At 56.1% G+C, this 12692-nt stretch carries 11 protein-coding genes; 1 reads left to right on the forward strand and 10 read right to left on the reverse strand.

Annotation, left to right across the window (positions count from 1 at the left end; genetic code table 11):
* Window positions 1-135 precede the first annotated feature (135 nt).
* A complete protein-coding gene (locus tag SD71_RS05525) occupies window positions 136-1515 on the forward strand; it encodes an FAD-dependent oxidoreductase (RefSeq protein ID WP_052475996.1) in 1380 nt (459 codons plus the stop codon).
* A 3-nt stretch (window positions 1516-1518) separates the two neighbouring features.
* Here SD71_RS05525 and hrpB read toward each other — a convergent pair whose 3' ends face one another.
* The 10 genes from hrpB to SD71_RS05575 all read right to left on the reverse strand — a co-directional run bounded on the left by hrpB (window position 1519) and on the right by SD71_RS05575 (window position 12681).
* Window positions 1519-4011 (reverse strand): ATP-dependent helicase HrpB, encoded by a 2493-nt coding sequence (gene hrpB, locus SD71_RS05530; RefSeq protein WP_041060743.1) that lies wholly within the window; start codon window positions 4009-4011, stop codon window positions 1519-1521.
* Between the two features lie 139 nt (window positions 4012-4150).
* Window positions 4151-5305 (reverse strand): N-acetylglucosamine-6-phosphate deacetylase, encoded by a 1155-nt coding sequence (gene nagA, locus SD71_RS05535; protein ID WP_052475997.1) that lies wholly within the window; start codon window positions 5303-5305, stop codon window positions 4151-4153.
* 18 nt (window positions 5306-5323) lie between these two features.
* Window positions 5324-5857: a D-lyxose/D-mannose family sugar isomerase gene (locus tag SD71_RS05540; protein ID WP_041060746.1), complete on the reverse strand. Its 534-nt coding sequence runs from the start codon at window positions 5855-5857 to the stop codon at window positions 5324-5326.
* A 44-nt stretch (window positions 5858-5901) separates the two neighbouring features.
* Entirely contained in the window at window positions 5902-7089 is a 1188-nt protein-coding gene (gene solA, locus SD71_RS05545; RefSeq protein ID WP_052475998.1) for an N-methyl-L-tryptophan oxidase, read from the reverse strand.
* A 187-nt stretch (window positions 7090-7276) separates the two neighbouring features.
* Window positions 7277-8017: an IclR family transcriptional regulator gene (locus tag SD71_RS05550; RefSeq protein WP_041060748.1), complete on the reverse strand. Its 741-nt coding sequence runs from the start codon at window positions 8015-8017 to the stop codon at window positions 7277-7279.
* 22 nt (window positions 8018-8039) lie between these two features.
* Window positions 8040-8678 (reverse strand): ABC transporter permease, encoded by a 639-nt coding sequence (locus tag SD71_RS05555; RefSeq protein ID WP_041060750.1) that lies wholly within the window; start codon window positions 8676-8678, stop codon window positions 8040-8042.
* Between the two features lie 7 nt (window positions 8679-8685).
* The gene (locus SD71_RS05560; RefSeq protein ID WP_041060752.1) at window positions 8686-9645 is read right to left on the reverse strand and encodes an ABC transporter ATP-binding protein; all 960 of its coding nucleotides are present in this window, start codon (window positions 9643-9645) and stop codon (window positions 8686-8688) included.
* A 68-nt stretch (window positions 9646-9713) separates the two neighbouring features.
* Window positions 9714-10649, reverse strand: a complete 936-nt coding sequence (locus tag SD71_RS05565) for an ABC transporter substrate-binding protein (RefSeq protein ID WP_041060754.1) — start codon at window positions 10647-10649, stop codon at window positions 9714-9716.
* Window positions 10650-10666: 17 nt separating this feature from the next.
* Window positions 10667-11311, reverse strand: coding sequence for an ABC transporter permease (locus SD71_RS05570; protein WP_041060757.1), 645 nt, complete (start codon window positions 11309-11311; stop codon window positions 10667-10669).
* Between the two features lie 95 nt (window positions 11312-11406).
* Window positions 11407-12681, reverse strand: a complete 1275-nt coding sequence (locus SD71_RS05575; protein ID WP_041060759.1) for a Zn-dependent hydrolase — start codon at window positions 12679-12681, stop codon at window positions 11407-11409.
* Window positions 12682-12692: the final 11 nt, after the last annotated feature.

Below are 12692 nucleotides of genomic sequence, written 5' to 3' on the forward strand. Positions count from 1 at the left end.
CTCCCGATTGTACCTTTTTCGCTAAACCGTCTCCGATTCCTGCACCGCGATCTGCAGTCCCTCACAGCCCGGTTGCGGTAAAAGAATAATATCCGCTTGCATTTGACAACCTTTTACCAAAAAGGATTTCCAACAATGGTCAAGAAAAAGCGGCTGCTTGCAGCAGTAATCATTGCAGCCGGTATTGCAGCGGTGATTTCTCCCTTTCTCGGTCAGCCCAAATATGACGTCGTTGTGCTGGGAAGCGAACCCGAAGCTATCGCGGCTGCGATTGCCGCGGCAAGGGAAGGCCAACATACGCTTCTGCTCGATACGCACGCACACCTCGGCGGTGTTTTTACACGTTCCAAGCTGAATACGCTGGATATCAGCTATGCGCCTGATCGCAAGACGACTTTAACGAAAGGCATTTTCGAGGAGTTTTTTAACGGCGTGCATCGTAAAACCTCTTTTGACATTGAGGACGCGTCGCGGGTGCTGCGCCAGCTTGTAAAGAATGAGTCTCGACTGAAAGTACACCTCGGTGTGAAATCCATAGATTTAACAAAAGATCAAGGGCTCGTGCGGCAGCTCGCCTATACCGATTCGAGCGGAAAACAGAGGCTCGCAGCCTTAAGGCAGCTTATCGACAGCACGCCTGATGCAGACTATGCTGCGAGGCTAGGAGTGCCTTTTACTTACGGCCAGGAAGATTTTCGAGGGGCAGCGGACACGATGTGCGCCACCCTTATTTTTGAGCTGCGCGGCGTGAATTGGCACAAGGCGGCCATTCACCTGCGCAATGACGGGAATCCCGCGACCGATATCGATGCTCATTCTGCGTGGGGCTTCCCGGAAATGGCGGCTTACAGGGCGGCCAATGCGTACATCGGCGCAAGAGCTTTGAATTTGGGAAAGCAGTCGAATGGAAACGTGCTTGTGAACGGGCTGCAAATATTCGGCGTTAAGGGCACGGATCCAACTTCTGCAGCACTCGGGCGCAGACGAGCCAAGCAAGAGCTGCCGGCAATGATCGATTACATGCGGCGATTGCCTGGATTTGATCAGGCTGAGCTGGTATCGACCGCGCCTGAATTGTACATACGGGAGACGCGCCATCTGAAAGGATTATATCGTCTAACCATTCAGGATGTGCTTCACAACCGTGATTTTGAGGATCGCATCGCTTTCGGCTCGTACCCGGTCGATATCCAGAGAAGGAATAACCGCGAATCCGATCTGATGCTCGGCAAACCTCGTCAGTATGCCATACCGTTTCGCTGCATCGTTGCTCCGGATGTCACCAATCTGCTCATCGCCTCGCGCAGTGCGAGCTACGATTCTTTGGCTCACGGGAGCGCCAGAACGATACCTATCGGAATGGCGGTGGCGGAGGCTGCCGGCGTTGCGGCCGCTTACGCGAATAAACATCAGGTTACATTTGCTGAAATGGCATCGGTTCCCGATTTTTATCACATACATCGAATTCAGAAAATGTTGAACGATAAAGGCGCAAACCTTTACCCCTTCCGTTGATCTCTATTTGCCTAGGGGTTTGGCCCGCCGGGTCGGCTGCGCCTGCAGCGGATCGTCAGGCCAGTAGTGCTTGGGGTAGCGGCCTTTCAAATCTTTGCGGACTTCAAAATAAGTGTGACTCCAAAAGCTTGCGAGATCGCGGGTCACTTGTACAGGTCGCTGGGCGGGAGACAGCAGATGCAAAGTGAGAGCAACCTTGTCTCCGGCAATACGGGGAGTCGACGGCAGCCCGAACAGCTCCTGAAGGCGGACAGCCAGAACAGGCGATTCCGGATCGCTGTAATCGATGGGCAGCCGGGACCCGCTCGGCACCGTCCAATGCGTAGGTGCGCTGCTGTCCAGTTCACGCCGCTGCTCCCAAGTAAGCGTCGACTCCAAAGTTTCTTTCATATTCAGCCGCTGTAAGTCGGATCGGCTCTTGCATCCGTCGATGTAAGGCGTCAGCCACTCGCTTAACGAGCGGTTCAAAGCTCCATCGGTGACATCCGGCCAGGAAGAATCGTAGTTTCTCAGAAAAATGATCCGCTCCTGCAGCTGTCTGGCGGCGCGGCTCCAAGGCAAGATGTCCATCCCTTCCCTGCGTATACCCTCCAAAAGCGCAGCGCGCATCCGGTCTGCGGGCGGGCTTGTCATCGGCGCCTCCTCTAGCACAATAGCGCCCAGTCGTCTCCGCAGACGGCCTCTCACCGCTTGAGCTTCAGCATCCCAATAAATATCGGGTTCAGCCGTCATCTCATCCTTGAAATTCGCTGACAAAGCTTCGAATGAAACGGGCGCGGCCAAGCGAATCCGGCTATCGGTGCCGGTGTCGTCCAAATCCGCAGCGACCACCCATTCCTCCCGGGCAAGCGGCTGGTTCTCGTCAAATCTTGCCCCTCTCCCGCCGCTAAGCAAATACTTCCCATTGTCCCGTCGGCGGCCGATTCGATCCGGGTAAGCAAACGCGAGCAGTAAGCCGCATTGCTCGACATCGGATTGCTCCTCCGCTTTCACACCCATTTCCCGTTTAAGCCGGGCGGCTTCTTGCGTCATACGGCGGCGCGCGCCTTCGTCCACGTTAACATCAGCTGCGCCGTAAAGAGCTTCCAGCCGCGCTCGAAGATCCGGACTCGGAGCGCCGGAACCCGGCGCCGAGCGCACAAACTCCCTGTTCTCCAGCACGACAGCCAAATCACAGGCGAGCCCGCCTAAGCCGAGTGGAATTGCCCGAAGCAGCATGTGCGACAAACGGGGGTGCAGACCGTGCTCCGCCATTTCCTTGCCGTGCGGCGTAATCGCTCCGTGATCCGCAAGCGCACCCAGCCGCACCAACAGTTCACGGGCTTGCTGAATGCCGGCAGCGGGAGGTGCGTCCAGCCAATCCAGCTCCAAGGGATCCGTTACCCCCCACACCGTCAGTTCCAATAAAAGCGGCGCCAAATCGGCCTCCATCATTTCCGGACTGCTGCGCGGCGTCAGCCGGTGCTGCTCTTCCTGACTCCACAGCCGGTAACAAGTGCCCGGCTTCAATCTGCCAGCCCTGCCCCTCCGCTGGTCCGCGGAAGCTGCCGACACGGGCACCGTCTCGAGACGGGACATTCCCGTGCGCGGAGAAAACCGGGAAACACGCATCAAGCCGCTGTCGATGACGACAGTAACGCCTTCCACGGTTAAGCTCGTTTCCGCTACGGAAGTGGCCAGCACGACTTTTCGCCGGCCGGGCGGCGCCGGTGCGAGAGCTGCATCCTGCGCTTCGGAGGGTAAGCTTCCGTGAAGAGGACGAATATCCGTCGCCGGCGGCAGCTGAGCTTTAAGCTTCCTCTCTACGGCTCGAATTTCCGCCATCCCGGGCAAAAACACAAGCACATCGCCTTCATGGCTGTTCATCGCCGCTGTGATTGCTTCCGCCACTGCATGATCCAGGTATTGGCCGGACGTGCGAGGACGATATACCGTCTGAACCGGAAACACCCAGCCTTCACTTCGGACAACAGGCGCATCGCCGATCAGAGCAGACACCGGCCCCGCGTCCAACGTCGCACTCATGACCAACAGGCGCAGATCCTCCCGCAATAAGGCGCGCGACTGCAGGCAAAGCGCCAAGCCGAGGTCGGCTTGCAGGCTGCGCTCATGGAACTCGTCAAAGATGACAAGCCCTGCTTGCTCGAGTGCCGGGTCCGACTGCAGCATTCTCGTCAGCACACCTTCCGTGACGACTTCAATGCGAGTGGACGGCCCCGCTTTCGTATCCATTCTTACCCGGTAGCCGACCGTTTCACCGGCCTTTTCACCAAGCATGCCGGCCATATGGTTGGCGGCGGCGCGAGCGGCCAGGCGCCTTGGTTCAAGCATAATAATCTTGCGGCCGGACAGCCAAGGCTCATTCAATAATGCGAGCGGCACACGTGTCGTTTTGCCTGCACCCGGTTCCGCGACCAGCACCGCATTTCTCCCGCTCGATAAGGCTGCCTTCAGCTCCGGCAAGGACGATTCGACAGGCAGCTTCCGCGAGTTCATGTTGTAACGTTTCCTCCTCTACCCTATGCTCTCTGCCCAACAGCTTACCATTTTCCGCAAAGCAAATGAAGAGCCTGTCCCAGCCCGCACAGCCGTAGTGCAGGAGAAGAGACTGCCTTCTCAGGCAGCCTCTTGTTCATCAAGCCCCAGCCGCGCAAATGCCTCGCACGTAAGTCCCGAGAAGCTCGAGACCTTCGCCCAAAATGAGAAAATCGGCATCCTTCCCCGGTTCAAGCGTCCCCTTGCGGTCATCGACGCCTGCCTGCCTTGCCGGTACCGCCGTAAAAGACGGAAGCACCCGTTCCAACGGTCGTCCTGTGTACTGCATAACAAGATGAAGAGCTTTCAGCATCGTCAGGGAGCTGCCTGCCAGTGTGTTCGTGCCTTTGAGGTAAACTTCGCCGCCGGTGACGACGGAATGTCCGTACTCCCCGTCCGGCATGCCGGCATAGGCAATGGCGTCAGTGACCGCACAGACTTTATACTCGCCTTTGACGTCGAACAGAAAGCGCACCGCAGCCGGATGAACGTGAACACCGTCGGCGATCAGCTCGGTGGTTAGCTCCGGCATCATCAGACCCGCTCCGGCCGTGCCGGGGTCGCGATGATGAAACGGGCGCATCCCGTTGAAATGATGCGTCGTATGGCTCGCTCCCCAGCGTACCGCGTCGGCCATCTGCTCGTAAGAGGCGTCTGAATGGCCGACGGATACCCGGATGCCTCGGTCGACAAGCCCGCGGACGAAAGCTTCGCCGCCGGGCAGCTCCGGAGCCGTCGTGATCAGCCGGATCGTGTTGCCGGACGCCTCAATGTAACGGTCCATTTCTCGTATATCCGGAGGACGGAACATGGACTCGTTCATTGCCCCTTTTCGAAGCGGATTGAGAAACGGGCCTTCCAAATGCACGCCGATCACTTCAGCCCCGGCTTCGATCCCCTTCGACTGAGCTTTCCGGGCATTGTCAACAATCCGCACCGTCTCTGCTTCCGTATTGGGTCCGATTGTCGCGAGAAATGCGGTTGTGCCGTGAGCGGCATGAAAGCGGGCGGTCCCTTCGAAATCCTCGGGATTACCGCGAAGCAGATCCCATCCGCCTCCACCATGTATATGAACATCGATAAACCCGGGCACAACCGTTCTGCCGGCCAAATCCACAACTGGCGCATCACGGTTATCCGGGTCGCTGCCTTCTCTGGACCCGATATATGCGATCCTGCCGTCTGCATCGACTCGCATGCGCCCGTTCCGGATGACTTCGCTGCCGGTATAAAAAACACCGTTTATGAGTTCCAATGGTCGCCGTTTCATCGATTAGTCCGGAACACGGCGAATGCGGGGATCCGTGAAAATATCGGATTCGTCATGGCTTGTGCTCGAAAATTCTGAAATGACGGCCCCGTTCTCACCGGCTTGGAACCAATGCAGCGTATTCGGCGGAATCGTGTACTGCTCCCCCGGCTTCAATTCGATTTCGTGGAACACGGTATAATAGCGCTCGCTTCCTTCCGGAGGCCGGCCTTTCGGAGAAGCGGAGGGTTCTCCTTCAACGTATAATCTGACAAGGCCCGAGCGGCAGCGGAAAGTTTCCATTTTGCCCGGGTTATCCGGTGCAAGCGGCGGATGTTTGTGCTCGGGACAAGTCTGGTGTGGCAGCAGCATAAGATCTTTGGCGCAATACCGGGCGGTGTTGACGTAGGTGATCAATTGCAGCCCGCTTTTGAACAATTCTCCTAAGCCCATGTCTGCGACCTCTACTCTTGCTTTCTCGTCCTCGGTCAGTATGACGCCGATCTGTTCAAGCATCCGGATTGCGGTTTGTCTAGCTTCATCCCTTGACGTCGACATTCATGCTCACACCTTTCCGCATAGTCTTTCAAAAAGGTCATCCGTCAAAATATATTCCTCGTTCCATCTTTGTCATCTGCTTTTCGAGGCACTGTGCCGAATCTATCAAGCGAGAAAAGCGAAATATCAAATCCGGGAGATTCGTTCGCCGCAAGCTGAGAGAGTATTTCTCCTATGACGCTGGCAAACTTGAAACCATGGCCCGAGAAACCCGCGCCCAGCAGAATGTGGGAATAGTCAGGATGACGGTCAAGGATGAAATGTTCGTCCGGCGTCATCGTATAAGTGCAAGTCGAGCCCTTTTGTGCTTTAGGGGAAACGCCCGGCATGTAGCGCTGCACATACGCAGCCACATCCTCGCCATCATCCGCGTAACTGCCGAACGGTGGCAGCGGTCCTTCTGTCGGTGCCGGGCGGTGTTCACCGTCATGCCTCCCGGCCTTGACACCCGAACCTTCGATACTGGGAAATCCGTAATAAATGCCCTCGGGTAAATCAAAAAGGAAAGCAGGGAAGCGCCCCGCATCATATTGCCCGTTCTCGTCCGGGAACCAGGCTACCGTCTTGCGGATGGGCTGAAGCGGCGGCGCCAGTCCTACGCTTTGCAGCATAGGCCCTGCAAATTTGCCTGCCGTCACGATTGCAGCTTCCGCGCGATAAGATGCGCCGTCAGCAGTAGTCACGATGACGCCTTCCGGATCCGGCTCGATTGCCGTCACGCGGGTATTGACCTTTAGTTCGGCACCGCGAGCCAGAGCCGCATACCGGTAAGCGGCGATGCACTCTTCGCACAGCAGCACGCCGCTGTCTCTCTCATAACAGCCAATCGCCGAATCCGGCAGTGCAAGCGCGGGCCAGCGCCTGCGAATTTCCTCAATGACGAGGATCTCCATCGGAACGTTGTGCTCCGCCGCGCTGTCCATCATTTCAGTGAGCATCGCGGATCCAGGCTCGCCCGCTTGCAGGAATCCGGTCGGAATGAACAGCTTGCGATCCGTCTCTTTCTCCAGATCACGCCACAGCTTCTGAGCGCGCAAAGCCATCGGTGTATATTCGCGGCCCTCGCCGTAGGCATGCCGTATAATACGGGTTTCGCCATGGTGTGAGCCGCTTGTATGAGGCGGATCGTTAGCATCAATCAGGAGTGTCCTCAGCCCTTTTGCAGCCAAATGATACCCCGATGACATACCCATCGAGCCCGCACCCACGACTATTACGTCATAGTGTTCCATGCATGAACATCCCCTTGGTGTCGATAGTTTCGCTGATCTACATCGGGATAATCTGTTATACCGGCAATCAAAACGAATCCGGGTTGTTTGTGTAAGCGTTAACATTATTTCACCTTTCTGTCCGTCCCGTCAACATAAAACGCCCCTTTAGGGGGCGTCCTCACAGTATATGAACACAGTATCGCCGCTACATGGCGGCTCCCATTTTATTCGAGATCTGCAGCGCGGCGGCTTTCAAAGCTTCGATGATCGGCGCTCTGTTGTCCTCGTTCAATCGATGAATGGGACCGGCGACGGACAAGCTTGCGGCAATCCGGTGCTGCGTATCGAAAATAGGCGCCGCAATGGCAAACGCATCGATATCCACCTCGCCAAGCGTCAAGCAATACCCGGTGTCCCGGATTTCGGCCAGTTGTTTCTCCAGCGGACGCCTTTTACAATCGGGCTCGAGCGCGATGAGCAATTCTCCGGCCACCTTCTCATTCTCGAACGCCAGCAGCGTCTTGCCTGAGGCGCCGGAGTGAAGCGGCAGAACTCTGCCGTTCTCGATGGACATCCGGATGAGCCGGCGGCTCGTAACATGCTCGATGCAGATGGCTTTAGAGCCGGAGCGAATGAACAGTACGGTCGTTTCGTTCGTACGATTGGTCAGTTCCTCCATAACGGGCCTTGCGATCGCCAGCAATTCCCGTTCGATCTGCAAGGACAGGCTTCGCGCCAAATCGAAAATGCGGAGGCCGAGACCGATCCGGCCCCTGCCTTTGCGCTCGACAAATCCGTTCTTGATCAGCGTCTGGATGAAACGGTACGCCGTGCTTTCCGGAATGGATACTTTCTCGGCAATATCGCTTACCGTCAACGTTGTGCGGGACTCCGCCAAAACAAACAAGATATCGATGGCTCTGCCCAATGTCTGGGTTCCGTTCACGTCAACACCTCACGCCGTTTTCTCATGCCGCACGTTCCCCGCGCGCCCGTGACATCGCTGTTCTTTCCAAGTATAAGAGCAGTTGATTCACGATAATCGCCAGAGCCGATACGAACAAAGTGCCCCAGAAAATTTTCGGAGCGGAATTCTGGTACAAGCCTTCGAACAGCACAACGCCGAGACCGCCGGCATTCACCCACGCCGCGATAGTGGCGATGCCGATGACCGACACGGACGCTACCCGTAAGCCTCCAAGCACGATAGGGAGAGCTAGGGGGAACTCGATGCGCCGGAACAGCTGCCAGCGGCTCAGTCCCATACCCTTGCCTGCTTCGATGACCGACGGTTCGATGGATTGAAATCCGGAAATGACGCTGCGGACGAGAATAAGCTGGCTGTAGACGACCAGCGCGATTATGGCAGGCTTCATTCCGAGGCCGACCCATGGAATGAGCAAGGCGAACATGCCGAGACTGGGTACGGCATAAATAATGCCGAGCACGGACATGACCGGGATCGATACGCGGCGATACTTGGAAAGCAGGTAACCGACCGGAAGGGCAATGGCGAGCGCAATGACGAGCGAGATCAAGGTAAGCGTCAAATGTTCTCTGAGCATACGGAACAAATCGTCGTAATGCCGGTTCCAATAATTGATCATTTCACGCTCACCCCTGCCGGTCCATCTTGATCAAATCCAATGTAAGTTGGCCCACTGCCGTGCCCTGGGCGTTGTCAACGATTACACGGCGCGCATCTTGCCGCAGCAGCAGCTGGAGCGCCTCCCGTAAATTGTCGTCCGTGCAAATATGCGCTTCTTCTGCGCGCGCAGGCTCGGTCAACGCGGTCATTTTCTCTTCTGCCCGGATCAATTGCAGCCGCAGGAACAGATTGTCGGAACCGATCAGCTGCCGGACAAACTCGTTGGCCGGATTGGACACCATGCCAAGAGGGGTATCAAACTGCTGTATCGAGCCCTCGTTCATCACGACGATGCGATTCCCCAGCTTGAGCGCTTCATCCACGTCATGGGTTACGAAAAGGACCGTCTTGCCAAGCTGCCGCTGTATGTCCAGAAAATCATCCTGAAGCCTCGTTCGCGTAATCGCATCAATCGCTCCGAAGGGCTCGTCCATGAGCAGCACCTCCGGATCCCCTGCCATCGCCCTCGCGATACCTACTCGCTGCTGCTGTCCGCCGGAAAGCTGACGGGGATACCGCTGCCTGAAGTCCGCGGGTAAATGGACGAGATCCATCAAGTACTTGATCCGCCCGTTGGTCTTCTCGCGGTCCCAGCCCAGTATGTTCGGTACGGTCGCGATATTCTGCTCGATCGTCATATGCGGAAACAGTCCCACCTGCTGGATGACGTAGCCGATGCTCTGCCTGAGCTCGGTGAGCGGAAGCGCCCGCACGTCTTTACCGAACACCGAAATGGTTCCCGATGTAGGCTCGATGATGCGGTTGACCATTTTCAGCAATGTTGTTTTGCCGCTTCCCGAAGTTCCGAGAATCGTCACGAACATGCCTTTGTCAATCGTCAGGCTTGTCTCGTTAACAGAGGGCTTGGACGCTGCGGGAAACGTCTTCGTAACGCGATCGAACACGATCGCGTTGTCTGTTGTCATAGGTTGATTACTCCCCTCAGAGCAGGGAGCTTCTCCGTTAACGGAGAAGCCTTTGCATCGGAAACGAATTACTTCAGAAGACCTTCTTTTTTCAGGAAATCCTGGGCGACGTCTTCGTATTCTTTTTTGTTCACGTCCACTTCGGCGTTCAGTGCTTGAACCTTCTCGGTATCCAGTTTAGCGGATACTTCATTCAGCACTTTTGCGATGTTCGCGTCTTTGTCCAGCGTTTCACCGCGGATTACCGGCGCAACGTAGTATGGAGGCCAGAACTTCTTGTCGTCTTCCAGCAGCACGAGGTCTTTGTTGGTCAAATCCCCATCCGTCGTGAAACCGACTGTCGCGTCTGCTTCGCCGTCCAGAATAACGCGGTATTTGATGCCGTAGTCGTACAGCTTCATGCTTTTGAAATCGAATTGCCCATACGCTTTGTTCAAGCCTTTCAAGCCGTCTTCGCGCTCTTCAAATTCAGGAACGGCGGCCATGTTCAGCTCTTTTGCGTGCTTTTGCAGATCCGAAATGGTGTGGATGTTATATTTGTCGGACACTTTTTTCGTCGTAACGAGACCTTGCGAGTCATTGGCGTCGGTAGGCTCCAGCCAGATGAGGTTGAATTGTTCTTTGTAGCCTTTGGACACTTCATCATATACCGCTTGCGCATCCGACTTCGGAGCCGATTGCAGCACATTGATCAGACCGGTGCCGGTATATTCGGGGTACATGTCGATATCGCCTTTTTTCAAAGCTTCGTGGGCGACTAACGTTCCGCCGAGATTGAGCTTGCGAGTGATTTTGTAACCCGCGTTCTCCAAAGCAAGGGAATACATCTCTCCGAGAATGAGCGACTCCGTGAAGTTTTTCGAGCCGATCGTCAGCGCGGGCTTGTCCGCCGCAGGCTGGCCTTCGGCGCCGCCCTCTTTGTTACCGTTGTTTTGGGCTCCGCATGCAGCCAGGATCAAGCTTGTAATCAGAACGACACTCAGCAGCGAAAATAATTTTTTCATTGTGTTATCGACTCCCTCTATGCTCTTTGAAATTTTGTTGCTGTTCTTTCGATGACCGCGAAAACAATTTCAGAGAAAATCGCCAGCAGCGCTACAGGCACGGCTCCAACCAGCAGCAGTGAGTAATTGTACATGCCCAGCCCATTTATGATGAAGGTGCCGAGACCTCCGCCCCCGATGAAAGCCGCGAGCGTTGCGCTGGCTACCACTTCAACCGCCGCCGTCCTCACACCGGATAGAATGAGGGGCATCGCGAGAGGAAACTCGATTTTGCGCAGTATGCGGTTCGGCCCCATTCCCATACCTGATGCGGACTCAAGCACAAACGGATCTACCCCGCGAAAACCCAGATACGTGTTCACAAGAATAGGCGGGCACGCGAGTACTGTCAGCGCCACGAGGGCAGGTGCGAACCCTGTCCCGAGCAGCGGTAAAACCGCAACCAGAATCGCGAGGCTAGGTATGACCCGCAAGGAATTGAACGTTCCCATGATCGGGGCGGACAACCATTGCTTCTTGGCACATAAAATACCGAGCGGGACACAGATGACGATGGCTGCGAGCAGAGCGCACAAGCTGATTGAAACATGCACGCGGAGCGCTTCCCAAAAGCGATCTGTGTTCTCAAGGACATACGCATATGCGTCTGCCAGGACATCCACGCGAATCCCTCATTTCATCGTTGATCGCTGGTAATTATCATAATTCGATAACTTACTACCATTTTGATTCATTTTACGAATTAATACCCACTGCGTCAATAGGAATTAATCGAGCCGGCAGATTCGTCATATACAACCATTGCCCGGGCGAGCGCTTCAACACCTGCGGCCACTTGCGCAAGGTCCGTCCACTCTTCCGGATTGTGGCTTATACCGCCTTTGCTCGGGACAAAAAGCATTCCGATCGGTGCGATCGAAGCCAATTGGTTGGCGTCATGCCCGGCACCGCTCGGCAATTCCATCGTCGGTGCGACATCCGGGCATACATCCATTAGAAGACGACGTATTCCGCGCGGAACTTCAATCGCCTCGGATTTCGACAGCGGCTCGAAGCTGACGGTAAGCTCCCGGTCTTCGGCGATGCGATGCGATTCGCGCTCGAAAGCGTCGTAAATCGCCTGACACAGGTTCATGTCGAGGGAGCGAATTTCCATATCGAACTCCACCAGTCCCGGGATGACGTTCGAGGCGTTCGGATCGTTACGGATTCTCCCGATCGTCCCGACTACGTCGGTGAGATATTTTTCCCGGCACAGCCGTTCAAATGCCTGGCCGATTTCACAGAAGCCGGCCAACGCGTCAAAACGCATGTTCATCGGAGTCGTGCCGGCATGATTCGGTTGTCCGGCGATGCTCACCCGATAACGGTGGATGCCGACGATGCCGGTGACTACGCCAAGTGTTTTGCCGGTTTGCTCCAATACCGGGCCTTGCTCGATATGAAGCTCCAGGTACAGCGCCAGCTCGGCCGCGGTACGGATGTTCCGGTCGAGCTCGTCCGGACTGCCTCCCAGCGCGGAAATCGCCTCACGGAGCGTGCGGCCTGCCGGGTCGGTGCGCTCCAGCATCTCCGCGGACAGATTGCCGACCATTCCCCGGCTGCCGACCGTTGAAATGCCGAATTCGCTCGGTTCCTCCGCTGTAAAATCAACGATGTCAAGTGTATGCCGCAGTTGTGCGCCGGACTCATTGAGCATCCGGACGATTTCGATACCGGCAAGCACGCCGATAATACCGTCGAACCGGCCTCCGCCGTTCACCGTGTCAGTGTGGGAACCGATCATGATTGTTGGAAGCGTAGGATCAGCGCCCTGTCGTGTTCCGATCAGGTTGGATGCTGCGTCGACCCGGACCTCGAGTCCGGCTTCGGCCATCCGCTGCTTCAGCCAATCCCGTCCGCGATCATACCATTCGGTAAACGAGCGTCGGGTCCAACCCGCCTTAGTCGTATCGACAATCTGTGATAATGCTTTGAGATCCTCGGCCAGTCGATCCGTGTTCGGCTTCAAGGTGTGCGGAGGGGTACTCATTTGTTGTTCCT

The organism is Cohnella kolymensis, from assembly GCF_000829465.1.
GTDB lineage: Bacteria > Bacillota > Bacilli > Paenibacillales > Paenibacillaceae > Cohnella > Cohnella kolymensis.

What these genes read in the sequence shown, in the direction of transcription:
- SD71_RS05560 (WP_041060752.1), bottom strand. Translation starts at nt 9,645, where the DNA reads ATGACAACAGACAACGCGATCGTGTTCGATCGCGTTACGAAGACGTTT.
- SD71_RS05575 (WP_041060759.1), bottom strand. Translation starts at nt 12,681, where the DNA reads ATGAGTACCCCTCCGCACACCTTGAAGCCGAACACGGATCGACTGGCC.
- SD71_RS05565 (WP_041060754.1), bottom strand. Translation starts at nt 10,649, where the DNA reads ATGAAAAAATTATTTTCGCTGCTGAGTGTCGTTCTGATTACAAGCTTG.
- SD71_RS05555 (WP_041060750.1), bottom strand. Translation starts at nt 8,678, where the DNA reads ATGATCAATTATTGGAACCGGCATTACGACGATTTGTTCCGTATGCTC.
- SD71_RS05525 (WP_052475996.1), top strand. Translation starts at nt 136, where the DNA reads ATGGTCAAGAAAAAGCGGCTGCTTGCAGCAGTAATCATTGCAGCCGGT.
- solA (WP_052475998.1), bottom strand. Translation starts at nt 7,089, where the DNA reads ATGGAACACTATGACGTAATAGTCGTGGGTGCGGGCTCGATGGGTATG.
- SD71_RS05540 (WP_041060746.1), bottom strand. Translation starts at nt 5,857, where the DNA reads ATGTCGACGTCAAGGGATGAAGCTAGACAAACCGCAATCCGGATGCTT.
- hrpB (WP_041060743.1), bottom strand. Translation starts at nt 4,011, where the DNA reads ATGAACTCGCGGAAGCTGCCTGTCGAATCGTCCTTGCCGGAGCTGAAG.